Source organism: Rhizobium indicum (assembly GCF_005862305.2).
In the GTDB taxonomy this organism is placed as follows: Bacteria; Pseudomonadota; Alphaproteobacteria; order Rhizobiales; family Rhizobiaceae; genus Rhizobium; species Rhizobium indicum.
Genome location: NZ_CP054021.1, coordinates 4207463 through 4226820, shown reverse-complemented (window position 1 = coordinate 4226820; position 19358 = coordinate 4207463). Strand labels below are relative to the sequence as shown.

Here is a 19358-nt window from a genome sequence, read left to right as displayed (position 1 = left end):
CTCAATTTGTGCAAAACATCGTATACAATCCGGCCGCTGTTTCGGGCACAAATTCTGTTTAACTTTGGCGCGAAGCCGGATATGGTTTGCCGACCATCAGGAAGTAAATTTCATGAAATCCGCCGCCAAGGCTCAGCAGGCCGAAGACTCCACAGATACCGGCGCGCAACAGATCCGCGATGCCATTCGCGAAGCGATCGTCGAGCGCAGGCTCTCGCCCGGCACCAAGCTTTCGGAAAGCGATGTCGGCAATCTCTTCAACGTCAGCCGCACGCTTGCCCGCGCCGCCCTGCAGGCGCTCTCCTATGAAGGCCTCGTCAGCGTCGAGAAAAACCGCGGCGCCTTCGTCGCCTATCCCTCGCCGGAAGAGGCTCGCCAGATCTTTTCCGCCCGCCGCTTGGTCGAACCAGGCATATTGCGCGAGGCAGCGGCACGGATCACGCCTGACGATATTACTCATCTGCGACAGCTTCTGCTGGAAGAAGGCCGCCTGATGAGCGAGCGTGGTCAGACCGCGCGCCGCGCTGAAATCAAGGCATCGGGCGATTTTCATCTGACGCTGGCAGTCATATCGGGAAATTCGATCATGCAGCGCTTCATGGAGGAACTCGTCGCCCGCTCGTCGCTGGTGATTGCGCTCTACGGGCAGTCGACCGCATCGAGCTGCGGCCATTCCGAACATGGTGACATTATCTCGGCGATCGAAGCCGACGAACTCGACCGCGCCTGCCAGCTGATGCTGCATCACATCGCCCATATCGAGGCCGATCTTGACCTGCGCGAACGCAAGAGCCTCGGCCTCAGGGAAGCCTTCGAACTCTGAACATGCAAAGGTTGCGGGCGCGGATGCTCCACCGCCCGCCGCTTCAAACGGACTCTCGAAACGCTACCAGGGCGTCTTCTTCGGCAGCAACTCAAAAGCCGCGAAGATATCCTCGGCGGTCATTGGCTCGCTCGAGCGCAGCTTCACGATTCCGTCCCGTCCGAGCAGGATCAGTCCGAACTCGCCGGATGGCGGTCCCTGCAGCCGATTGCGAATATCGTCCGCATCGAGTTCCCAGTCATCGTCGAACAGCGCAAACGCGCCGCCGCCGGCAATGCTGAACACCTCGACGTCTTCCTCGATCAAGCGCATATGCGCCTTGCGCAGCCATTCGTCCTGGATCAGCGCGCGGTCATCTTGCGCATCGGCGAAGATGATCAGGACGCGCTTGCGATCCCGAAACTGCTCGAGCGATTGCGGGAGCTCAGGCTCACGCCTGGGTGTACCGATAATTTCATGAACAAAAGATCTCAGCATGGTGCTCATTCCTCGGCCATCGCTTGATGTGGCCGTGCCTGCCGGATTAAACGGCTGGCAATAAGCGAGGTTCCGCCAAAAGCGGAAAAGGATCGCAGCCATGGCCGCGATCCTTATCCTATCAGTCGCGGCCCTGGTCTTCGGACGCGTGGGCCGAAACGGCGACGAGATCCGCAGCCCCGGTGACGAGAAGGCGCTTGCGCACCAAAACGCGCATCACACGCGCCGCCGTCGAGAAGGTCATCTGGTCGAGCGGGCCTTCGCCCTCCCACGGCTTGGTCAGCCGTTCGGTGACGGCGCCGACGATGTTCATCGGCACGATGTCGGTGCATTCGCGCATGGCTTCAAAAACGAAGCTGATGGGCATGACCCGTCCTTCGTAGGTCACGATCGGTTCGGTCAATTCGCTGTCCCATTCCTCGAAGGCATAGAGCGCTTCGCGAAACAGCTGCTGGAGGTTGAACGGCGCGTGGCCGTCATGAAGTGGCGGCAGTGCATTCATCATGTCTGTCTCCTCTTGATGGGTTGAAGCCAAAGTCCTCCGGTCTCGGTCGCGCCAACGCGGGGAACGGAACATTTCGCTGCCCTTGCGAACCGAATAACACTATTGATTCTATAGAGTAACGCGCCGGGGTAAAGCCCATTTATCCGCCGCCGCGGAAGCGATTTCCATAACACCCTGATATTCTTGCGTGTTTTAGACGAAATTTTCTCCGCGCACACCAGCCTTAAAAATCTATGCCACCCGCCTGCGATCGCTCCGAAATGGCACGGCGAGGGCGAAAAAACCCTGAAAACTCACGGAACTTTTGTAGCTGTAATCTGTTTTGTTCTCACAATTCGCAACACACACTGGGGTTACCACCAATGACGCAAATCCGTGAACCGGAGCGCCGCAGCAGGATCCTGCGCGGCCGCCCCTATAGCCTTGATGAATTCGCCTCCAAATATGGCCTCCGAAACGAGCAGGCAGAAAGCCTGTTCACCCGTTTCGGGCCGTCCTCGATCGAACTCGACCTGCTGATGGCAGCCAAGCGCCGGCCGCCGGTTCTGCAGGACGGAATTGCCGAATAGCACTTTTGACGAATGGAATAGAGAGATGAGCGACAGACGCCACGAATGGATCAGCAAACGAGCTTACGCGATTTGGGAGGAAAGCGGCCGGCCAGATGGCCGCGACGACGAGCACTGGCGCCAGGCAGTTGCCGAACGCGACGCGCTGGAGCGCACGCAGGCCTCCTCCGATGGCCGCGAGGTGCTGGTGAAGTTTCGCCCGAAGCCGCAGCGGCCCGAAGTGCCACGCGCCGGCTGGTTCAACCGAACCGCAAACGTCGGCTGAACCCTTTCTCACCTCGGCCGGGTCGCTTGCGGATCGAGCGGCTCAGTCGAGCCTGAGCCGGAAGCGCGCCTGAAAATCTCCCTGCCACCACATCGGGAAATTGGTTCCCCACTTATTGTTGTGCAGATTGAAGCGGATGCCGGCGTTAAAATCCGGCAGCGTCCTGCAGAACGACATGAAATCCGAGCCTTGCGGCGCCACGAGCGGCGCATCGAAGGTTTCGATCGTCAGCAGACCATCGGCAAGATCGCAGCGTGCTGATGTCACCGCCTGCAATTGCCCGCCGCCGCTCGTCGCAATGTTCCCGGATCGATGCCAGAGGCCCATCTTGCGGAAATTCCAGTCCCCGGCACCCTCAGGCGTGAAGGAGAGGAAGCTTGCCTCCGGCATGCGGTTGGCGGGCTTGTCGTGTAATGTCAGGCTGAGGTGGAGGCGATCGCCCTCGGCGGTGAAATGCAGCATCACATGCGGCGGTGCGCCATAATTCTGCACGGCCTCGGCCGGCATCGACAAAAGGATGCCCGCCTCTTGCGTCGCTTCCAGCGCCGGCAGAAAGACCTTCGAAAGTGCTGCCCCCGACCGGGCAAGCCCCGGTTTGTCATGGTCGAGCACCGCCCATTCCTGGCGATGGGTCAGGTAGGTCTCCATGTGCCTGATAACGTCGCCGGCATCGTAGCTCTCATATCGATAGGCGATCAGCGAGCCGTCGCAGCCAGAGATCGTCCGGCCGGAGGGCGAGGTGATTTCGGCGACATCGCCGCTCGCACCGTCGAGCGCGATCGACCAGCCGCCGGTCTGCAGGCGGAGCTCCCGCCCGCCGCCCTCGATCACGGCGGGCGTGGCGAATTCGGCAAGCACCGCCTGGGCCGCCTGCCGGTCCGTCTGGTCGAGCTGCGAGACCGCCTGGTCGAGATAGGCGCGCTGCTCGTCCCACGAGGCTTCGGTATAGGCGAAGCGATAATCGGATCGGCGCGCGGCCTCAAAATCGGCCCGCGACCACGCCTTATCGTCGCGCAGATAGGATTTGATATCGACGCCGCAGGTATGTTCGGCCACCATCGCCAGTCCGCGCCCGAAGGCGAGACGTCGCGCGTCGAGCCCATCCGCCGCGAAACGGTCGTAGAGCCGCTGCAGCGCCAGGAACCGCGCCGTCTTCACAGGATCGCTGCCGCTGCCATGGATCCAGCTGTCGCCGAGTTCCAGCTCGACAACCGGGAAGCGCTCACGCTCGTCCCAAAGAATGGCGCCGTAATCCTCGAGCGTCGCAGCGCGGATGATCGCATCCGGCTCACGAGCGCGTAATTCGCGATAGGCTTCGGCCGTCTGCGGCACACTCTGCGGCCCCATATTGTCGTTGGTATGGGCAAAGCTCAGCCCGTCCTCGAAACCGTCGGGGAAACAGGTCTCGCCATAGGAACGCTGATACATGACGACCACCTCCTCGCCGCTGGGCGCCCGCCAGCGGAAGATGTCGGGCACATCGGGCGGCGGTGAGGCCGTATTGACGCCGAGATGCAGGAAGCGGATGCCCGCCTCGGCAAGCAGCGGCACCATGCCGAGCGTATGGCCGGGCACATCGGTCATCTTCGCCGCGATCGTCGTCTTGCCGAAGCGCCGGTCGAGCTCCTGCGAATAGGAAAGCCCGGCCCGAAAGAGATCCGGCGACATCAGCTCCGTATGGGTGGTGAACGGCAGCCCGTGCCAGCGGATCAGCCCGCGCTCGATCGCCTGTTCCAGCGCTGCGACCTCTCCCGCAGAGCGCGAATTCAGATGATCCCAGATCAGCCAGGCGCCCGTCGTCCAGATGAATTTCGGCTCGTCGGAATTTTCGGCATGAAAATGCTTGGCCGTTTCGATCGCCTGCGGAATGAAGCGCTCGTGATATTGCCGGCGGACTTTCTCGGCATGGTCGGTAAAGCCGATATCGAGATGGGTCTTGAAGACCAGATGCACGCGCTTTTCAGTCATTCCATTTCACACATCGGGCCATTTCACACATCGGGGATGCCATCCGAAACGTTTCTGCATCAGCGCTGCCATAGGCCATCGGAGTGTAACCGTTTCCACAAACACCATTGCTCCTGCCGCAAACGCGCCGTCAAGCGATTTTGGCACAGATCAATGAAATGAACGGGATTTCTTAACCATGAATTCGGAAACGTCGCCGTCCGGCGCTTTCATCGTAGAATCGAATCGCGACAAGAATGAAGACGTGTTCATCGATAATTATATAGAAGGGCGGCGGGATTTCCTGGCCGTCTCGCCCGGGGTGCGTTGTTGAGCCAAGGAGAAAAAGCCTGAGCCGTTCCTCCGCAAGGCTGATTGTCAGAAGGCGTTGGTTTCCTGGCAGAGCGCCCTGTGAACCTCGGTCCAGAACAGCGCCAGCGGCCTGTCGCCGTTGCGTTCGGCAACGAGCGCGCGGATCAGCGCTTCGGAGCCCGCCATGTCCTGCCAGCTGGATTTCAGGCCCTTGGCGGCCTGTTGGCATTCGGCAATCTCGAATGGTCTCTTGCTGTCCATATGAGGTCTCCTCATGACAGGCGCTAGCAGATGGAACCCGGATTGTCATTCCCCGCATATGTGGGGATGCCTTGTATTTATGACGGCCCTCGCGGTAGGATTGAGGGGATTGGGGCAGTGGAAATGATTGAGAATACCTATAGCGAAAAGTTCGAGTCCGCTTTCGAACAGATCAAGGCTGCAGCCAATGTGGATGCCGCCATCCGCATTCTCCAGGCTGAATATGGCCTCGATTTCGTCACCTACCATCTCGCCCAGACGATCGCGAGCAAGATCGATTCGCCCTTCGTGCGCACCACCTACCCGGATGCCTGGGTCTCCCGTTACCTGCTGAACAGCTATGTGAAGGTCGATCCTATCGTCAAGCAGGGCTTCGAACGCCAGCTGCCCTTCGACTGGAGCGAGGTCGAGCCGACGCCGGAGGCCTATGCCATGCTGGTCGACGCCCAGAAGCACGGCATCGGCGGCAACGGCTACTCCATTCCCGTCGCCGACAAGGCGCAGCGCCGCGCCCTCCTGTCGCTGAATGCCCGGATACCGGTCGAGCAATGGACCGAACTCGTCCGCCGCTGCCGCAACGAATGGATCGAGATCGCCCATCTCATCCACCGCAAGGCCGTCTACGAGCTGCATGGCGAGAACGATCCGGTGCCGTCACTGTCGCCGCGCGAAATCGAGTGTCTGCACTGGACGGCGCTCGGCAAGGATTACAAGGATATTTCGGTGATCCTCGGGATATCGGAACACACCACGCGCGATTATCTGAAGACCGCCCGCTTCAAGCTTGGATGCGCCACCATTTCGGCGGCCGCCTCCCGGGCCGTTCAATTGCGCATAATCAATCCCTAAAGCGCATCGCGATCTTCAGATTCGCTCTTCCCGCTTTAGCTCTTTGTTTTTACGCATGTCGTTATCGCAAAACCGCTGCACAGTTTTGCGCGACATGCTCTGCCCCCCTCATCTGGGGGGGCCCATCTGAGGGAATTTCCGATCCGGCCCGCATGAACCATTCTGCTTTCCACGAACTTGAAAACGCTGGAGGGCAAAATGTTCGTTATCATTCAGGCACATGAGTATCAGAAATACGCTGCCGTACTCGACCAGATGTTTCGCCTGCGCAAGAAGGTCTTCGCCGATACGCTCGGCTGGGATGTTCCCGTCATCGGCCCTTACGAACGTGACAGCTACGATTCGCTGGCTCCCGCCTATCTCGTCTGGTGCAACGACAGCCGCACCCGTCTTTATGGCGGCATGCGCCTGATGCCGACGACAGGCCCGACCCTTCTCTACGACGTCTTCCGCGAGACGTTTCCCGATGCCGCCAATCTTATCGCTCCAGGCATCTGGGAAGGCACGCGCATGTGCATCGACGAGGAGGCGATCGCCAAGGATTTCTCCAATGTCGATGCCGGCCGCGCCTTCTCCATGATGCTGCTTGCGCTTTGCGAATGCGCGCTCGATCACGGCATCCATACGATGATTTCCAACTACGAGCCCTACCTCAAGCGTGTCTACAAGCGCGCCGGCGCCGAAGTGGAAGAACTCGGCCGTGCAGACGGTTACGGCAAATACCCCGTCTGCTGCGGCGCCTTCGAAGTATCGGACCGCGTGCTGCGCAAGATGCGCGCCGCCCTCGGCCTCACCCTACCCCTTTATGTCAGGCACGTGCCGGCCCGCTCGGTCGTGACCCAATTCCTGGAGATGGCAGCATGAACCGCCTCGCTGAAACCACCACGCAGACTGCAATACAGAAGGATATCGGCGCGCTGGAGCGCCATGTTCTCGCATCCCGCGACATCGCCACGCAGATAGGGGATCCCTTCCTCTCCTATCTCCTCTCGATGGCGCTGTTTACGATCTACGAGAAGAAGGCCCATCACGAGAATGAGGCGCTGAGGAGCAGCTTCAGCTGAGGGCCGGTTCCCCTCCGCCGCCTGAAGACGAGCATGTCTCCCGGCGCCTCGCGCGCAGCCGCAAAAACAGTCCCCGTTTTGCGGCTGCGCGCCCCTGTCACCTCATCAGGGCATTGCCGTTACGTCATCAGGGAATTGATGGTCGAAATCAGCGTGTCGTGCATGTAGGGCTTCGGCAGGAAGGCGGTATTGGCGGGCAGCGCCATCGGATCGAGCCGCACCATGCCGGAGGTGATGATGATGCCGATATTCGGCCGCATCGCCCGCACCCGATTGGCAAGCTGGAGGCCGTCCATCGAACCCGCCATGTTGACGTCGGTGAACAGGATATCGACATCCTGCCTGCCCTTCAGCACCACCAGAGCTTCGTCGGCATTCGCCGCCTCCAGCGCCACATGGCCGACCTCCTCCAGCACATCGAGGATATTGAACCGGATCAGCGGCTCGTCCTCCACGATGAGCACCACGGCACTGTTCAAAGCCACCATCTGCGATCGCCCTCTTCATGCGGAATGTGACTTGAATAAGTGTAGCCCGCGCGAGAAGGTTCCAGTGGCTGCCTACGAAATATGCATCGTCCACAGATGCTTGCGCTGCCCGCTTGTGGCTCCCCCGGATTTGCGTTAGAGCGGAACCCGTGCTGCGGGAACCATTGCCCCGGCACCCAAGCGCCGGATACCCGGCGCCAGGGCCTGTAGCTCAATGGTTAGAGCCGGCGGCTCATAACCGCTTGGTTGGGGGTTCGAGTCCCTCCGGGCCCACCATTCAATCTTGCAAGCTCCTGTTTTTCCTCCATTTCTTTAGCTTCGAGGTCCCACTTTTCAACAATGGGCTCCCCAAGTGGGACACTTTTGTTCTCGTTCCGATCCGGCAAAAGAAGCTTTGTGGCATCTCCGGCCAGCTTCTTTCGACGAGCGGCACGTGTGTAAAGATCGGCCTGCTGGCTCGTCGTCCATCCAAAAATTGCCTTGAGCTGGTCAGACGTTGCGCCGTTCTCTGCGGCGATCGAAGCACCCGCCTTTCGAAGGCCATGCGCCGAGCAGTGAAACAGGCCGGCTTCGTCGCACCATTGGCGCATCTTGTTCCCGAGACCCTTATCCGAAAAAGGCTTGCCGTATTCGGTGACGAGAAAGGTCAGCTGACCGACGGGCACCCGATCCAATTCCTCGGCGAGGTCGGGTAGGATTGGCACGTTGACCTCTACCCCGCTCGACTTCTTGGTCTTGCCAGGCCGAATGCGAATCCAACCGTCGTTGAGATGCTGCCGGCCGAGGATGGCGGCGTCCGATAGTCGGAGGCCGGTGAACATGAAAACGGCGAGAGCTCGCCGCGCGGTCGTGCCAGGGGCGTGTTTGGCTTCGTACTGCTCGATCTCCTCAAGCGTCCATGTATGAAAGCCATCGCCTGACTTCAGGCGTTTGATACCCATGCAGGGATTCGTCTTCGCCTCCCCGACCTCGATTGCCCAAGCAAACAGCGCGCTTATGGCTTTTACGATGTTGTTGGCGGCGCCCGGGCTATCGATCCTTGTATCGCGGATAGCGGTCACATGCTTTCGCTCAAGAAGCTCAAAAGGCTTGTCGCCATGCTTGACGCAAATTTCCTCGAGAATACGCCGCCGGCGGCTCATAGTATCAACCGTGACCGAGTTTGCTGCGCGCTTGAAATGCTGCTGGCAGAGCCAACGAAAGGACCGCGCTACAACAGGCTTCGATGAATCGGAAACGACGGGAGAGTCGCCATAAGGTATGCCCTTTTCGGCGCACTCATACTCGCGCAGAAACGCGGCTGTGCCCGGCTTCTGACGAAGTCGGACCTTCTTTTTACCCTTTGCACGGAAGTAGACGCGGACGTTGCCGTGCCGGTCTGTGTCTTCGATGATGCCCTTTAGGTTCAGTTTCAAGCTACGTCATCCCAAGGGTTTTCCCCTGTCGCCGGCAGATGGCGCGTGTCGTCGCGAGGAAGCGCGTCGAATGCCTCGTCCAACTCGCAACGATCCCATAGAATGCGGCCGCCGGCTTTTCGCGGACAGGGCATGGCACCCTGCCCCACCATATGATCGAACAGAGTTGCGCCGATGCCGACATAAGCCGCAGCGGCCACGCGCGAAAGACCGCGTGGGATCATGCCATAGGGCAAGCGGTTGTCGTTGGCTGCAGCGGGCATTTTACTTGCTGCCCTTTGGCTTCTTTGCGTCCTTCTCGGGCGCTTTTTCCTGCTGTGCTTTATGAAGTTCCGTTAGCGTAACAGCGAAGCGCTTAAACGCCGCGTTGCTAGCTTTCTTCGAAGCCTCGCTTTGGGGGACAAACTTTGTCTGCTTTTCTGTCACTCTTCTCTCCTCTTTGGGTGCGCGTTGATTGAGAAGCGACCGATTTACAAATTTTGCAATGCTTAGCGGTCGGCTGCAGAATGATGAAAGTGTAAACAGGGCACTTTGGTCAAGGAGAACCAGCCGGCGCGCCGCTGGTGTAGTCGCGGGTGGTGATCGCGCCGGCCTATGGTGTTGGTCCCGCCGCCGATGCGGCTCGGCAGCGGGTTAGCGCGGTCTACGACCCACGCCGATGCGCGCAGGGCGGCGCACATTCGATTAATTCCCAGAACTCGCCGCGGCGGTAAGTCTTGAACATCAGCCAATCCATTCCGGATCCGCGCATTCCATTGCACTCGCGGCAAGCGGCCGCCATGTTGTCGCGTCGCGTCCAGCCCCTGCGGCGATTGGTCATCAGATGTTCGAGCGTTGCGGCGTCTGGTCGGTTCTGCTCCTTGCCGCGAGGCAGGATGACCATCGGGCGGTCGCAGTAGCAACAGCGCCCGCCCTGCTTGTTGAATAGCTCAAGAACGAGAGCCCGCTTCACTCCGGTTTTCATATGGATTCTCGCAGGGCGTGAGATGGCTTCCTTCGACCGTGCGGAACGGGCGGCCAGCCATGTCACCAGCTATAAGTTGGATGTAATAGATTTCTCTGCCGAACGCCGACCGAGAGCGTGTCATTACGATCGCGACATGGTCGCCGAAGGCTACGCTGTCGCCTGTAGCGAAACGGAAATCGGCGGCGACATAAACTCTGGTAGGTCGTCTGCCAAGCAAAGAGCGCGGCAGCAGGCTTCTGTCGGCGTGGCCTATCGGTCCATGAATGGTCATTGTGGTGCTCCTCGTTGCGTTGGTAAATGTTAGTATTTGTATATCGAATGATTTCATGGCGGTCAACAGCGAAATGCGATAAATGTTTGCATGCTGCGAACATGCCGCAATTACGGAGATGAAGAATAATGGCGAAGACGGCCGCGATCGGCATTCGCATAGAGCCAGAACTGAAAGACGCGATTGAAGCGGCTGCCAAAGCCGAGCGACGCTCTGTGGCGTCGTATATCGAGAAGGTGATTGCCGACGATCTGGAAAAACGGGGACTGCTAACCTCGACGGGGCTTCGTGGCCAATGACATTTTCTTACGCGGCTAGAATTCTCGCCTACCTCATACTTCTCGTTGGCGCCTGGCAGGTTGTGATCGGTTTAGTGATCGCGAACGAGCTTTTGCTGCCATACGAGGAGGCGCTGCGCCGCTACACACCCGGAGCACCGAGTTCTGGATCCGTGATTGACAAGGGGATCTACAAGCTCGTCGTTGCTGTCGCGCTAGGCACGCTGGCTGAAATCAGCTTCCGCCTCTTGAAGATGCGCGGAGAGCAATAGACCTACTGGCCTTGACCACCCTCACCCGACTCGCCTAGCTCTTTATCGCGGCCCACCAATCCGCAAGGCATCCCGACCCACCACACGGGGCAAAGGCAGCCGGCGTTCGCGCCGGAAGCGTCAGCGCAACCGTCCTTTGGTGGGCCATGAATAGAACCTATTTTCAGCAAGCCGCCCTCACCTACGCCGGCGCTACCCAGCCGCTGGATCCCGATCAGGGTTGGCGCCGCGAAGACGTCCAACTCGCATTCATGGCTGGGATGCAATCGCTGGCAATTCCTCGGCTTCTATCTCTTCCCGAGGTCGCGCGAACGCTGAATGTATCAGCATCGACAATCCACGACCTCGTGCGCTACGGCGAGCTGGCATTTGTGCATGCTGGCCGCGGCACTGAGCGACGACGCCTAACCTTCAGCCAAGACGAGGTCGCGAGCTTCATCAAGCGCCACACGCAGCGGGACTATCTCGTTTCGGCACCCAAAACCTCGAGGTACGGGACGCGCAAGCGCGCACATGAACTGGCCGTGGAGCGGGCTACTTCAGATGAGGGCAGCTTCATGGCCCAGTATGAAGCCCGGCGCGCGGCAGCGAAGGAGGCGAAGAAGAAATGACCGACGGTCTCGATAGCCTTGTTACGCCAGATACGATCGCCGAGCGCATTTCAGCAGCGAGTGGAATACACCTTACCGGGCGCACCGTATGGGAGAAGGCAAAGCGGCTCGGCATTGCCAAGAAGATTGGGCGATTGATGCTGATATCCGCCGCCGACATTTCGTTGCTGCTGAAAGAAGAGACCAAGGCCGACAAACGCCAGCAGCGGGAGAACAAAACGGCAGACTTCCAGCAGAAAAGGAACCTGGCCGCGCTTCGAAAGGCCCGCTTGGCGAGGAACAAGGGCAAGGGTGAATGACGTTTCCACCGAGCCTATTCGATCGTCTGCCGCTTTTCGCAACGGACGATGAGATCGCAATTGCTATCGTCGGACGGAAACGTGCATCGGAATGGAAACGCGGCGCTCTGCGCTTACTTGACGCTAAGGGTTTTCCTCGAGTCGATGCCCTTCATGGCGGACGGCCGGTTCCGCTGGTGCGCAAATGGTACAATCAATATCTCGGCATCGAGAAGAGCTACATCCAAGCACCTGCCGTAGCCGAAGATAGTGACGTTTGGACCCGGTCGAAGCGAGAGCGGCGAGATGATCGAAAGCCCAAACTCAACCTTGATTACCGTGGCCAGAAGACCTTGCTCTACATGGTCGCGCGCCCCGACGCGAAAACTCATGCCGCCATCCCGGATGCGGGCGCCTTTACGATGGATAAGCTCGCCGAAAAGGGGGCGATTACTGCACAAGGGACAGATCGGGATGGTGACACAGTTTGGCTTGTGACCGACCTCGGGATGGACGAGGCGAAACGCATCAATCTCTGGCACTACGGGAAGTCAGCATCATGATCATCCCCCCGCGCCTCATCGGTCGCAAGGAAGCGGCTGAATATTGCGGCATATCGCCGACATGCTTCTCGATGTGGGTGGCGAGCCACAAAATGCCGCCGACGATACCGGGCACCCGCAAATGGGACAAGAGAGCGATCGACGCGAAGCTTAATGAAATTAGCGGCCTCGGCAACAACAACTGATTTGTCGTAGTTCTCTGACCTGCTGTGAGGTCGTCAGAGCGACCTCACGCCTGCGCTTGGGCCCGTACAGCGGACCGCTCCACATCGCATCGCCCATCTTAAGGGGCGGAACTTTTCCTTCGCTGGAAAGTTACGCCATAAGCTGCCCAAGCTCGCATAAAAGGAGGGTTCGATGTCTTCGGAATTGACTTCTTGTTCCTTAAACACCGACGATCTGCGCCTCCTCCAGAAGGTGCTCATCGATTGCGGATACAAGTGTGAGATTGCAGGTGGGCAGTCTGCCGGTCCCAACCTGGCCGCGACATTGCTCATCCGCCTATTCCAAAACGGCATGACCGATCCGATAGATCTAGCCGACGAGCTGGTGCGCCGTTTTGGCCGGACAGAAATGGCAGCTCCCGTGGAAGGGCAGTTGCATAAGGATGCCATTCGTGGATTATTTTCTCCCAGCCGTGGCGGTAGGGGGTCGAAATATCACCACGAAACTCCGACTCGATCCTTTCACCGTCAGAAATCTGGCTCATAAACCGCCGCGTTATCCTGCACCTCAGCTTGCCGTCTTCTGTCCAACTCGAATTCCATCTCGGCGACCAGCCTTCGTTGCAGCCAGGTGACGCTCTTGCGTCGGCGCGTCTAACGAACATAATTAGAGATGGCCATGAGAGGGGGCAGACAAATGATCGAGATACCGCGCTACGGCGCTCGCAAAGATCAAGACCAGACTTGGACCATTTTTGACCGCCGCACCGGCAAGGCGGCTCAGCGGTCTGGTCTCATCATGGCTCGCCTGAACGGCAATGTTGTTCTGGGGTTAATCCAGATCTTGGAGCAAATTGAGGACGCGCCGAAGCGCGTACATTGATGAGCTCGTTCGGGACTGCCAAACTCCTCGATGACGCCGCCGATCGGATAGCCGATATTTCGCGAGCGGATCTGCAGATCATGCTACGCCGCGCGGCACTGCGGCTACGCAATGCCGGCTTCGTCTTGATGGAGGATGATGTGGAGGAAGCCTTGGCCAATCTCGCGAGCGAGTTCGGCGTAACGCGCAACGACATGATCAGATACATCGTGCGGGAGTGGATGGAGAAGAACACCTATCTGCCGGTGCATGCGTTGGATGAAGACGGCGAAGTGGATGGGACGGCTTGAGCATATTGCTATTCACGTGTTTGTGTCGGAGTTCCTGCGTTGAATAGACGCTGTTTCGCCCTACCTTGTCGCAGGAAGTGAGGGCGATCATGATCCGTTTCCATATAACAGAAGCACAAACCGTGTTGAGCGATGAAGAAGTCGCCCTCTGCCAGAGAGTCTATGACCACGTCGTCTTGGTTCGCCAAATCAAAACAGACCCTGAGCGCGAAGAGTTGGCTGCGCGAGTTATCCAGTCGTTCCAACATGGGGTGAAGGATGAGGACGCGTTGATGAGGCTGCTAATCTGACGGTCCTAAGGGCACCTACTCCACCTCATAAACCGCCGCATTGTCCTGCTTTTCCCGCAGTCCCTTATAAGAAGCATGCCTTAGCTTGCCGTCGTCCGTCCAGGCTCGATATTCGATCTCGGCGATGAGCGTCGGCTTCACGAATATCGCTCCCTTGCGATCGACGGCCGCAGCCGGCGTGGATGTGATGAGGCCGTCGAGCTTCTCACGAAGCTCATAGGCATTCCGCTCATTAAAGCCGGTCCCTACCCCGCCGACGTACACCAGCTTCTTACCCTTGCGCGCGGCTAGCAGAAGCCGACCGATTCCGGCACGCGCCGCCGTCGACTTCTCATACCCGACGATCACAAAACTGTCGCTCTGGATGCACTTGACCTTCACCCAGTCGCCGAGCCGGCCGGAGCGATAAGGGGCGTCCCGGCGCTTGGCGATGATGCCTTCCAACCCGTGTTCGCAGGCGCTTGCCAGCAACTGATCCCCGTCGGCCTCGATCTCCTCCGAGAGCCGGATGTCGCCATGCCCTACGACGGTCACCAAATCCTCGAGCAGATGCCGGCGCATGTCGAGTTCGGAGTTTCTGAGATCATGGCCGTCGAAATAGAGCAGATCGAAAGCCATGAAGATGGCGTCGTTTGAACTCTTCTTGCCGCCTCGACCGCCGAGCGATTGTTGCAGCAGGCCGAAATCCGACCGGCCCTGCTTGTCGAGAACCACGGCCTCGCCGTCGAGGATTGCCGAGCCAACGGGAAGCCACATGGCCGCCAGTTTGATCGCCGGGAAACGATGCGTCCAGTCATGGCCGCCGCGCGTCAGGATGCGAATGCCAGTCGGCTCGATGTGGACTGCCAGGCGATAGCCATCCCATTTTACTTCGAAAGCCCATTGCGGGCCTTTGGGTGGCCTCGGCTTGAGGAGTGCGAGGCACGGATCAATGCGATCCGGCATAGGGTCGAGGGGAAGGTTCGGCTGCGCGGGATCGCGTTGGCGGCGAGGTCTACCGCGGATAGGCGCATCATCGCGCAGCAATGGCTTCGAAGACTTACGGGGCGGCTTTGTCATGCGGAAATTTCATCAGCAATGTCTTAAAAAGCAATTGCCCAATACGAGTTATTGACTTCGGCAAAGACAAGAACATCTAGCAATATCGCTCGGCGGAAGCCCGGGTTGGCTGGTAATTTCGATGAGGGTACCCGGTGGCAGATCAATACCAACCGATCTACAAATGGCGTCAGACATGGCCAGGAGAAGGATATCAGGACTTCAGCGGGTTCGACGGTGAGCAGTGTTTCGGCCGCATCCAATTGGACCAAACGAGCCACGGCAAGACGGGCATGTGGAAATGGAACGTCACCCACATCCCGTGGGTACAAGAGCACATAATGCCGCACACCGGATGGGAAGATACCTCGCGGGAGGCATGCCGGAGGGTCGAGGAGCACTACGAAAAATTGTTGGAATTACACGGCCGGGCGAAAGGCTGATAAAAAATCTGTCGGCATGGGAACAATAGGCACCGCCGATCGTAAGACCTCGGGCCGTGCTGAGATTTGTTCCACAGCAGCCGCTCGACACTTGGATGTGCGGCCCACCGCAACCCAGAACTAGCCCCGTCCTACCTAAGGCGGGGCTTTTTTGGCATTGGCGTTTTCGGCCAAAACATGGTCGATAGATCCGGCATCGACATTCGGGGAGGAAAAATGAGCGATACCGACAAGCCGGCGCTGACAAACGCGCCGCAAATGTATGTCCACTATTGCGAGGAAGAGGGATGCAAGGAGTGGGGAGGCTGGGGAAACAGCCCGTCCCCAGTCGTGCCGACTCGCTGGTGGTGCTTCGAGCACTTCCCGCATAAATCTTACGAACAGGAACAGGTGCTCAGGCGGAAGCGCGACGCGGCGGAGCGTGGGAATATCGTTCAATGATTGCTGGACTGATTATCTGCGCATCGCTGACCGTCGTCGACGGGGACACGGTCAAATGCGACGGGCAGAACATGCGGCTGCTGGGGGAAGGTGTTCCGTTCATTTCGGGCATCGATACGCCGGAGATTGGATCGCACGCGAAGTGCATCAAGGAACGGAAGCTGGCGCTGATCGCCAAAGGCCGGCTGAAAGAGCTGCTGGCCGAGCGCGGCCTTAAAGTGGTGTTCAGCGGCGCGGTGGACAAGACACCTACGCACCGGCCGCTCATCAACATCTACCGAACGAATGGTGAAGAAATCGGCAAAAGGCTGCTCAAGGAAGGGTTTGCAAGGACATGGAGCCCGAAGCGGCGCAACGACTGGTGTGATTGAGCATACTGCCCCTCCCCGTTGCCCCTTCATCTGATGTTCAGGTTGGATCGCCGAAACTAGTCCAACAGTCTCGTCCACAGATCTATGGACCACCTAGATGTTTCCAGCGCTGACCTCCCTTTCCGACCATGATATTGAAGTTGTGGTCGATGCCGTGACGGAATGGTGTTCGCAGCATCATTGCGACATTCAGAGCGGTCGCGGGCAGCTTGCCCTCACGACGGCTGTCGATGCGCTCCAGAGTTCACCGAACCCTGAGAGCTTGCTCCAGCATCTCTCAGAGAAATTGGACGAAAAATAATTCATTAGTCTCGGGTTTAGATGGCCGCCCAACGCACGCACAGGAGAAGCGATGCTTGGGGTAGCAATGATCGCTGAGCGGCCTGCGGAATTATACTCAACATACTTGTAAGCTGAAGTCACTTTATCCTTCAGAGCGAAACCGTACGATATTCGATTTATTTCCGAGCAAGCCTGTGGAAATAAAGCAGTATTATTGCCCACGTATTAAGCTTGTGCAACATAGTCTTTGCAGCGCCACGACGCGTTCTTGCCTAGAAACCACCCCCCTGCCTAATCCCCGCTCACGCGGGGTTTTCTTTATCACCCGGCCTGCCTCAATCTCGGAACAATTCGTTTTGCGAGAGGTTGGGCGGGCTATCTAGTCATCGAGGAAGAAGGATTGCCGAAGTATTTTTTCCACGTCCGCCGGCACGGTGCCTTTGAGGAAGATCTAGAAGGCACTGACCTAGCGTCACCTGAACACGCTTTGAAGGAAGCAATCGCTGCCGCTCGTGAGATAGTGGCGGAGAGGATTCGCATGGGGCAACCGGCAAACGGAGACACCTTCGAGATTATGACAGAGGACGGCACATTGGTCGCCACTGTGTCCTTCCGGACAGCAGTCGGCTTAGACTAGAGCCTCCTGAGGTCAATTTATCTTCAGCCAGTGCCTCAACCAACCACCTGCGCCCCTCCCTGGCATAGGCAACCGAAGAAGTGCAACGTTGGGAACTTTTCCGACGATCTACGGTTAGGCCACAAGGATCGCACAGGCGCCCCATACTGGGGTTGTCCGCTTCCCTTCCTTCCTGTGCGGTCCGTCCTTTCCACAAATTGCCCCGTTTCGGCGGGGCTCCTTTTTGATCCGCGGCGAGCAATGACGGGAACGCAACCGGTCCCTTTCTTGTTATATCTGCAGGAAAGCACGGGTGTTTGTTCCTCCTGTGCGATCCATGAACTTGCCCCGTCTCTTGGCGGGGCTTTTTTCGGGTCAAGTAAAAAAGCCGCCTCCCCGATTAAGGAGAGGCGGCTTTGTAGCGTAATGGCTATGCCACCTGTGCAGCACCGAACCAGTGAAATGGAGTTGGTTAGGCCGCCACAAGCTTTACCTTCTCGCCCTGGTCCATATTGGCGACAATGCGGTCGATCATGATAGGGAACGGGTGGACGTACGAAACCGGCGTCGAGCTTTCCTGCGGCGCGGCAGACGGCCGAACGACGGAACCCGCGGGCAAGACAACGGCGCTGCTTGCCTGGTAGGTGATGACGTTGCCGGCAATGCTGGCAATGGTTTGCGTGCTCAAGCGCGCGATCCCTTCCGGCCCGGTATAGATGTTTAACTGTTGTTCCGGCCTGAATATGCTGGCATCCGCAACCGTGATTGTGTTGTAGGTCACGATCCCGTCAGTTCCAGATTGCGCGGTCAAGGTCGTGCTTGGAAACTCAAGCATTCCCGGCCAGCACCCGGCCTTCACGCCAGAGACCCAAGCCGCATAGGTGTCGATCGCGTCGTCGCAGCACGCCGACGTCTTGGCGAGGATATCGGCGCGCAATCGCCATTTGCCAGAGGCGTCGGTGCCGTCAGCCGGATAGGAGTTCTGCGCCGTGTAGAGCTGATAGAGCGCATTTAGGCCAAGGTCGTTGGCGCGAATGGTTCCGGTAGCCGGCGAGGTGCCGCCGGCAAAATTGTAGGTGAAGGTGTTGGCGTCGACCACGGTGATAACGTAGCTGCCGTTATAGGCGGCCGGCGTCGCGCCGCTGATGCTCACGGTTTGGCCGGACTGGAGACCCGTGGTTCCGCTGGCAATGGCGGCCGTCGCGACCGTGCCGACAGAGGTAAGCGTGATTGTCCGCTGAATGTCCGTGCGCCCGAGCGGCGGGAAAGCAACAATCTTGACGCCCGGATATTCGGCGCGAATGCGCGTGACGTTCGAACGGTAGTTCGTGTTGAACCACGTATTATAAAGCGTCGACGTGTCGTTCTGCCCGAGCTGATTGATGACGACGGTAAACGGCCACTTGCCGTTATTGAAGGCAATGGCTTCACGGATGATATCCCGGCGCCTGGTCGCGATCGCCGCGCCCGTGCCGGTAAATTCGCGAACCGATCCAGCGCCGGGCATACCGATCATGCAGAACGGAATGCGGCCAATGCCGGCGTCCTTGTCTAAGTAGCGGCGAAGATAACCGAGCATACCGCGCAAGTCGGCGGCGGCGCTGTATTCCTGTCGGCTTTCGCCAACACTGTCCACGAAGGCGAGACCAACCGGCCGGCCGTCCCAGCCGCCCTTGGCCATCATGAAGCAGTCGGGCGCATAATATTGCGGCTGGTTTTGCGTGCCATAGGCGGTATCGAGCGCCGCCGTGCTGTCCGCCAGAGGGTCGGTCAGGAAGCCGAGGAGCGACGCATTATCGTTCGCGCCCCATATCCGTTCGCCGCGATGCTTCTGAATGCGGTAGATCGGCCAAACCTTTTCACCAACGGCGACATGGTAGAAAAGCCAAAGCTCGACGTCGGTTTCGGGCGGAACGTCCGGCGTCGTGAGATCGTCCGTCCATTGGCCGTTGGTCTGGTCGGCGACTGTCACGCCATCGTTGCCGCCGAACTTACACTGATGAGGGACGCCGGAGATTATCGCGTACAGCGCGTCAACAACCACGGAATTACCGGGCGCGCCGATCGTGCCGGTCACGGTGGTTTCCTGCGGCGAGTTGCCGCCCTCAGTCGAGGCAAAGCCCGGCAGATGGAACTTGAACGTTCGCGTGACGAATTGCGGCGAGGGAACGACGATCTTGCAGCAATAATAGTTGGTCCCGGCAAGCGCCGTCACGATGTTGCCGGATGGAGCGCGGGCGCGAGATCCGAAGAACATAAACCTGTCAGGGTCGCCGCCGCCGCCCTGCCCGCGGCCCGCGACGCTATACCTGCCGATCGGCGAGA

Annotated in this window: 32 protein-coding genes, 1 tRNA gene and 1 pseudogene; 23 read left to right on the top strand and 11 right to left on the bottom strand. The window is 58.9% G+C overall.

Annotation, left to right across the window (positions count from 1 at the left end; all coding sequences use genetic code 11):
• Window positions 1-112 precede the first annotated feature (112 nt).
• On the top strand, window positions 113-823 hold the full coding sequence (locus tag FFM53_RS20540; protein ID WP_138387037.1) for a GntR family transcriptional regulator: 711 nt from the start codon (window positions 113-115) through the stop codon (window positions 821-823).
• Window positions 824-886: 63 nt separating this feature from the next.
• Here FFM53_RS20540 and FFM53_RS20535 read toward each other — a convergent pair whose 3' ends face one another.
• Both FFM53_RS20535 and FFM53_RS20530 read right to left on the bottom strand, forming a co-directional pair.
• Window positions 887-1300, bottom strand: a complete 414-nt coding sequence (locus FFM53_RS20535; protein ID WP_138387485.1) for a DUF4174 domain-containing protein — start codon at window positions 1298-1300, stop codon at window positions 887-889.
• 121 nt (window positions 1301-1421) lie between these two features.
• The gene (locus FFM53_RS20530; protein WP_012758350.1) at window positions 1422-1805 is read right to left on the bottom strand and encodes a BRA0787 family protein; all 384 of its coding nucleotides are present in this window, start codon (window positions 1803-1805) and stop codon (window positions 1422-1424) included.
• A 362-nt stretch (window positions 1806-2167) separates the two neighbouring features.
• Between FFM53_RS20530 and FFM53_RS20525 the strand changes: the two genes are divergently transcribed.
• Both FFM53_RS20525 and FFM53_RS20520 read left to right on the top strand, forming a co-directional pair.
• Window positions 2168-2374 (top strand): hypothetical protein, encoded by a 207-nt coding sequence (locus FFM53_RS20525; RefSeq protein WP_012758351.1) that lies wholly within the window; start codon window positions 2168-2170, stop codon window positions 2372-2374.
• Between the two features lie 25 nt (window positions 2375-2399).
• Window positions 2400-2639 (top strand): DUF2934 domain-containing protein, encoded by a 240-nt coding sequence (locus FFM53_RS20520; protein WP_138387036.1) that lies wholly within the window; start codon window positions 2400-2402, stop codon window positions 2637-2639.
• A gap of 42 nt (window positions 2640-2681) precedes the next feature.
• Here the strand turns inward: FFM53_RS20520 and FFM53_RS20515 are convergent, their stop codons facing one another.
• A complete protein-coding gene (locus tag FFM53_RS20515) occupies window positions 2682-4607 on the bottom strand; it encodes a DUF5054 domain-containing protein (protein WP_138387035.1) in 1926 nt (641 codons plus the stop codon).
• 357 nt (window positions 4608-4964) lie between these two features.
• The gene (locus FFM53_RS20510) at window positions 4965-5159 is read right to left on the bottom strand and encodes a hypothetical protein (protein ID WP_018242928.1); all 195 of its coding nucleotides are present in this window, start codon (window positions 5157-5159) and stop codon (window positions 4965-4967) included.
• Between the two features lie 123 nt (window positions 5160-5282).
• Here FFM53_RS20510 and FFM53_RS20505 point away from each other — a divergent pair, with 123 nt between their 5' ends.
• The 3 genes from FFM53_RS20505 (at window position 5283) to FFM53_RS20495 (ending at window position 7072) form a co-directional block, all read left to right on the top strand.
• A complete protein-coding gene (locus FFM53_RS20505) occupies window positions 5283-6008 on the top strand; it encodes a LuxR family transcriptional regulator (protein ID WP_138330463.1) in 726 nt (241 codons plus the stop codon).
• Between the two features lie 198 nt (window positions 6009-6206).
• Window positions 6207-6872, top strand: a complete 666-nt coding sequence (locus FFM53_RS20500) for an acyl-homoserine-lactone synthase (RefSeq protein WP_003541559.1) — start codon at window positions 6207-6209, stop codon at window positions 6870-6872.
• Window positions 6869-7072 (top strand): hypothetical protein, encoded by a 204-nt coding sequence (locus FFM53_RS20495; RefSeq protein WP_138330462.1) that lies wholly within the window; start codon window positions 6869-6871, stop codon window positions 7070-7072. The genes FFM53_RS20500 and FFM53_RS20495 overlap by 4 nt, the downstream gene beginning before the upstream one ends.
• A 119-nt stretch (window positions 7073-7191) precedes the next feature.
• Here FFM53_RS20495 and FFM53_RS20490 read toward each other — a convergent pair whose 3' ends face one another.
• Window positions 7192-7560, bottom strand: a complete 369-nt coding sequence (locus FFM53_RS20490) for a response regulator (protein ID WP_064651861.1) — start codon at window positions 7558-7560, stop codon at window positions 7192-7194.
• A gap of 200 nt (window positions 7561-7760) precedes the next feature.
• Here FFM53_RS20490 and FFM53_RS20485 point away from each other — a divergent pair.
• Window positions 7761-7836, top strand: a tRNA-Ile gene (locus tag FFM53_RS20485).
• A gap of 209 nt (window positions 7837-8045) precedes the next feature.
• On the opposite strand, the pseudogene FFM53_RS36400 reads toward FFM53_RS20485, so the two are convergent.
• Window positions 8046-8381, bottom strand: a pseudogene (locus FFM53_RS36400) (tyrosine-type recombinase/integrase); the annotation flags it as partial.
• Window positions 8382-8621: 240 nt separating this feature from the next.
• Between FFM53_RS36400 and FFM53_RS20475 the strand changes: the two are divergent.
• Window positions 8622-8789, top strand: coding sequence for a hypothetical protein (locus tag FFM53_RS20475; protein ID WP_173883614.1), 168 nt, complete (start codon window positions 8622-8624; stop codon window positions 8787-8789).
• A 182-nt stretch (window positions 8790-8971) separates the two neighbouring features.
• Here FFM53_RS20475 and FFM53_RS20470 read toward each other — a convergent pair whose 3' ends face one another.
• From FFM53_RS20470 to FFM53_RS20460, 3 genes are all read right to left on the bottom strand, one after another.
• Entirely contained in the window at window positions 8972-9238 is a 267-nt protein-coding gene (locus FFM53_RS20470; protein WP_138387034.1) for a hypothetical protein, read from the bottom strand.
• Between the two features lies 1 nt (window position 9239).
• Window positions 9240-9401, bottom strand: coding sequence for a hypothetical protein (locus FFM53_RS20465; RefSeq protein WP_165421703.1), 162 nt, complete (start codon window positions 9399-9401; stop codon window positions 9240-9242).
• Window positions 9402-9618: 217 nt separating this feature from the next.
• Window positions 9619-9939, bottom strand: coding sequence for an HNH endonuclease (locus FFM53_RS20460; protein ID WP_138387033.1), 321 nt, complete (start codon window positions 9937-9939; stop codon window positions 9619-9621).
• Between the two features lie 402 nt (window positions 9940-10341).
• Between FFM53_RS20460 and FFM53_RS20455 the strand changes: the two genes are divergently transcribed.
• The 10 genes from FFM53_RS20455 (at window position 10342) to FFM53_RS20410 (ending at window position 13842) form a co-directional block, all read left to right on the top strand.
• Complete coding sequence (locus FFM53_RS20455) at window positions 10342-10512, top strand: type II toxin-antitoxin system antitoxin (RefSeq protein ID WP_173883613.1); 171 nt, start codon at window positions 10342-10344, stop codon at window positions 10510-10512.
• Window positions 10509-10763 (top strand): hypothetical protein, encoded by a 255-nt coding sequence (locus tag FFM53_RS20450; protein ID WP_138387031.1) that lies wholly within the window; start codon window positions 10509-10511, stop codon window positions 10761-10763. The genes FFM53_RS20455 and FFM53_RS20450 overlap by 4 nt, the downstream gene beginning before the upstream one ends.
• Before the next feature lie 146 nt (window positions 10764-10909).
• Window positions 10910-11374 carry a helix-turn-helix domain-containing protein gene (locus FFM53_RS20445; RefSeq protein WP_138387030.1) on the top strand — a complete coding sequence of 155 codons (465 nt, stop codon included), beginning with the start codon at window positions 10910-10912 and terminating at the stop codon, window positions 11372-11374.
• The gene (locus FFM53_RS20440) at window positions 11371-11673 is read left to right on the top strand and encodes a hypothetical protein (protein ID WP_138387029.1); all 303 of its coding nucleotides are present in this window, start codon (window positions 11371-11373) and stop codon (window positions 11671-11673) included. The genes FFM53_RS20445 and FFM53_RS20440 overlap by 4 nt, the downstream gene beginning before the upstream one ends.
• Window positions 11670-12215: a hypothetical protein gene (locus FFM53_RS20435; RefSeq protein ID WP_173883612.1), complete on the top strand. Its 546-nt coding sequence runs from the start codon at window positions 11670-11672 to the stop codon at window positions 12213-12215. Before FFM53_RS20440 ends, FFM53_RS20435 begins: the two co-directional genes overlap by 4 nt.
• A complete protein-coding gene (locus tag FFM53_RS20430) occupies window positions 12212-12400 on the top strand; it encodes a helix-turn-helix transcriptional regulator (protein WP_138387028.1) in 189 nt (62 codons plus the stop codon). Before FFM53_RS20435 ends, FFM53_RS20430 begins: the two co-directional genes overlap by 4 nt.
• Before the next feature lie 172 nt (window positions 12401-12572).
• Window positions 12573-12926 (top strand): hypothetical protein, encoded by a 354-nt coding sequence (locus tag FFM53_RS20425; protein ID WP_138387027.1) that lies wholly within the window; start codon window positions 12573-12575, stop codon window positions 12924-12926.
• Between the two features lie 150 nt (window positions 12927-13076).
• Entirely contained in the window at window positions 13077-13262 is a 186-nt protein-coding gene (locus FFM53_RS20420) for a hypothetical protein (RefSeq protein ID WP_138387026.1), read from the top strand.
• On the top strand, window positions 13262-13552 hold the full coding sequence (locus FFM53_RS20415) for a CopG family transcriptional regulator (protein WP_138387025.1): 291 nt from the start codon (window positions 13262-13264) through the stop codon (window positions 13550-13552). Before FFM53_RS20420 ends, FFM53_RS20415 begins: the two co-directional genes overlap by 1 nt.
• Window positions 13553-13641: 89 nt before the next feature.
• Window positions 13642-13842 (top strand): hypothetical protein, encoded by a 201-nt coding sequence (locus FFM53_RS20410; RefSeq protein ID WP_138387024.1) that lies wholly within the window; start codon window positions 13642-13644, stop codon window positions 13840-13842.
• 15 nt (window positions 13843-13857) lie between these two features.
• Here FFM53_RS20410 and ligD read toward each other — a convergent pair whose 3' ends face one another.
• Window positions 13858-14901 carry a non-homologous end-joining DNA ligase gene (ligD, locus tag FFM53_RS20405; protein ID WP_138387023.1) on the bottom strand — a complete coding sequence of 348 codons (1044 nt, stop codon included), beginning with the start codon at window positions 14899-14901 and terminating at the stop codon, window positions 13858-13860.
• A 134-nt stretch (window positions 14902-15035) separates the two neighbouring features.
• Here ligD and FFM53_RS20400 point away from each other — a divergent pair, with 134 nt between their 5' ends.
• From FFM53_RS20400 to FFM53_RS36395, 5 genes are all read left to right on the top strand, one after another.
• On the top strand, window positions 15036-15323 hold the full coding sequence (locus FFM53_RS20400; protein WP_138387022.1) for a hypothetical protein: 288 nt from the start codon (window positions 15036-15038) through the stop codon (window positions 15321-15323).
• A 216-nt stretch (window positions 15324-15539) separates the two neighbouring features.
• Entirely contained in the window at window positions 15540-15764 is a 225-nt protein-coding gene (locus FFM53_RS20395; RefSeq protein WP_138387021.1) for a hypothetical protein, read from the top strand.
• Window positions 15761-16135, top strand: coding sequence for a thermonuclease family protein (locus FFM53_RS20390; protein WP_138387020.1), 375 nt, complete (start codon window positions 15761-15763; stop codon window positions 16133-16135). Before FFM53_RS20395 ends, FFM53_RS20390 begins: the two co-directional genes overlap by 4 nt.
• Before the next feature lie 97 nt (window positions 16136-16232).
• Window positions 16233-16436, top strand: coding sequence for a hypothetical protein (locus FFM53_RS20385; RefSeq protein WP_138387019.1), 204 nt, complete (start codon window positions 16233-16235; stop codon window positions 16434-16436).
• Window positions 16437-16817: 381 nt separating this feature from the next.
• Complete coding sequence (locus FFM53_RS36395) at window positions 16818-17054, top strand: DUF6894 family protein (RefSeq protein ID WP_138387018.1); 237 nt, start codon at window positions 16818-16820, stop codon at window positions 17052-17054.
• A gap of 451 nt (window positions 17055-17505) precedes the next feature.
• Here FFM53_RS36395 and FFM53_RS20380 read toward each other — a convergent pair whose 3' ends face one another.
• A complete protein-coding gene (locus tag FFM53_RS20380; RefSeq protein WP_246413017.1) occupies window positions 17506-19290 on the bottom strand; it encodes a hypothetical protein in 1785 nt (594 codons plus the stop codon).
• Window positions 19291-19358: the final 68 nt, after the last annotated feature.

What these genes read in the sequence shown, in the direction of transcription:
- FFM53_RS20435 (WP_173883612.1), top strand. Translation starts at nt 11,670, where the DNA reads ATGACGTTTCCACCGAGCCTATTCGATCGTCTGCCGCTTTTCGCAACG.
- FFM53_RS20470 (WP_138387034.1), bottom strand. Translation starts at nt 9,238, where the DNA reads ATGCCCGCTGCAGCCAACGACAACCGCTTGCCCTATGGCATGATCCCA.
- FFM53_RS20395 (WP_138387021.1), top strand. Translation starts at nt 15,540, where the DNA reads ATGAGCGATACCGACAAGCCGGCGCTGACAAACGCGCCGCAAATGTAT.
- FFM53_RS20490 (WP_064651861.1), bottom strand. Translation starts at nt 7,560, where the DNA reads ATGGTGGCTTTGAACAGTGCCGTGGTGCTCATCGTGGAGGACGAGCCG.
- FFM53_RS20380 (WP_246413017.1), bottom strand. Translation starts at nt 19,290, where the DNA reads ATGTTCTTCGGATCTCGCGCCCGCGCTCCATCCGGCAACATCGTGACG.
- FFM53_RS20510 (WP_018242928.1), bottom strand. Translation starts at nt 5,159, where the DNA reads ATGGACAGCAAGAGACCATTCGAGATTGCCGAATGCCAACAGGCCGCC.
- FFM53_RS20475 (WP_173883614.1), top strand. Translation starts at nt 8,622, where the DNA reads ATGCTTTCGCTCAAGAAGCTCAAAAGGCTTGTCGCCATGCTTGACGCA.
- FFM53_RS20515 (WP_138387035.1), bottom strand. Translation starts at nt 4,607, where the DNA reads ATGACTGAAAAGCGCGTGCATCTGGTCTTCAAGACCCATCTCGATATC.
- FFM53_RS20500 (WP_003541559.1), top strand. Translation starts at nt 6,207, where the DNA reads ATGTTCGTTATCATTCAGGCACATGAGTATCAGAAATACGCTGCCGTA.
- FFM53_RS20445 (WP_138387030.1), top strand. Translation starts at nt 10,910, where the DNA reads ATGAATAGAACCTATTTTCAGCAAGCCGCCCTCACCTACGCCGGCGCT.
- ligD (WP_138387023.1), bottom strand. Translation starts at nt 14,901, where the DNA reads ATGACAAAGCCGCCCCGTAAGTCTTCGAAGCCATTGCTGCGCGATGAT.
- FFM53_RS20455 (WP_173883613.1), top strand. Translation starts at nt 10,342, where the DNA reads ATGGCGAAGACGGCCGCGATCGGCATTCGCATAGAGCCAGAACTGAAA.
- FFM53_RS20535 (WP_138387485.1), bottom strand. Translation starts at nt 1,300, where the DNA reads ATGCTGAGATCTTTTGTTCATGAAATTATCGGTACACCCAGGCGTGAG.
- FFM53_RS20440 (WP_138387029.1), top strand. Translation starts at nt 11,371, where the DNA reads ATGACCGACGGTCTCGATAGCCTTGTTACGCCAGATACGATCGCCGAG.
- FFM53_RS20525 (WP_012758351.1), top strand. Translation starts at nt 2,168, where the DNA reads ATGACGCAAATCCGTGAACCGGAGCGCCGCAGCAGGATCCTGCGCGGC.
- FFM53_RS20520 (WP_138387036.1), top strand. Translation starts at nt 2,400, where the DNA reads ATGAGCGACAGACGCCACGAATGGATCAGCAAACGAGCTTACGCGATT.
- FFM53_RS20385 (WP_138387019.1), top strand. Translation starts at nt 16,233, where the DNA reads ATGTTTCCAGCGCTGACCTCCCTTTCCGACCATGATATTGAAGTTGTG.
- FFM53_RS20505 (WP_138330463.1), top strand. Translation starts at nt 5,283, where the DNA reads ATGATTGAGAATACCTATAGCGAAAAGTTCGAGTCCGCTTTCGAACAG.
- FFM53_RS20415 (WP_138387025.1), top strand. Translation starts at nt 13,262, where the DNA reads ATGAGCTCGTTCGGGACTGCCAAACTCCTCGATGACGCCGCCGATCGG.
- FFM53_RS20390 (WP_138387020.1), top strand. Translation starts at nt 15,761, where the DNA reads ATGATTGCTGGACTGATTATCTGCGCATCGCTGACCGTCGTCGACGGG.
- FFM53_RS20420 (WP_138387026.1), top strand. Translation starts at nt 13,077, where the DNA reads ATGATCGAGATACCGCGCTACGGCGCTCGCAAAGATCAAGACCAGACT.
- FFM53_RS20460 (WP_138387033.1), bottom strand. Translation starts at nt 9,939, where the DNA reads ATGAAAACCGGAGTGAAGCGGGCTCTCGTTCTTGAGCTATTCAACAAG.
- FFM53_RS20495 (WP_138330462.1), top strand. Translation starts at nt 6,869, where the DNA reads ATGAACCGCCTCGCTGAAACCACCACGCAGACTGCAATACAGAAGGAT.
- FFM53_RS20450 (WP_138387031.1), top strand. Translation starts at nt 10,509, where the DNA reads ATGACATTTTCTTACGCGGCTAGAATTCTCGCCTACCTCATACTTCTC.
- FFM53_RS20410 (WP_138387024.1), top strand. Translation starts at nt 13,642, where the DNA reads ATGATCCGTTTCCATATAACAGAAGCACAAACCGTGTTGAGCGATGAA.
- FFM53_RS20530 (WP_012758350.1), bottom strand. Translation starts at nt 1,805, where the DNA reads ATGATGAATGCACTGCCGCCACTTCATGACGGCCACGCGCCGTTCAAC.
- FFM53_RS20425 (WP_138387027.1), top strand. Translation starts at nt 12,573, where the DNA reads ATGTCTTCGGAATTGACTTCTTGTTCCTTAAACACCGACGATCTGCGC.
- FFM53_RS20430 (WP_138387028.1), top strand. Translation starts at nt 12,212, where the DNA reads ATGATCATCCCCCCGCGCCTCATCGGTCGCAAGGAAGCGGCTGAATAT.
- FFM53_RS20540 (WP_138387037.1), top strand. Translation starts at nt 113, where the DNA reads ATGAAATCCGCCGCCAAGGCTCAGCAGGCCGAAGACTCCACAGATACC.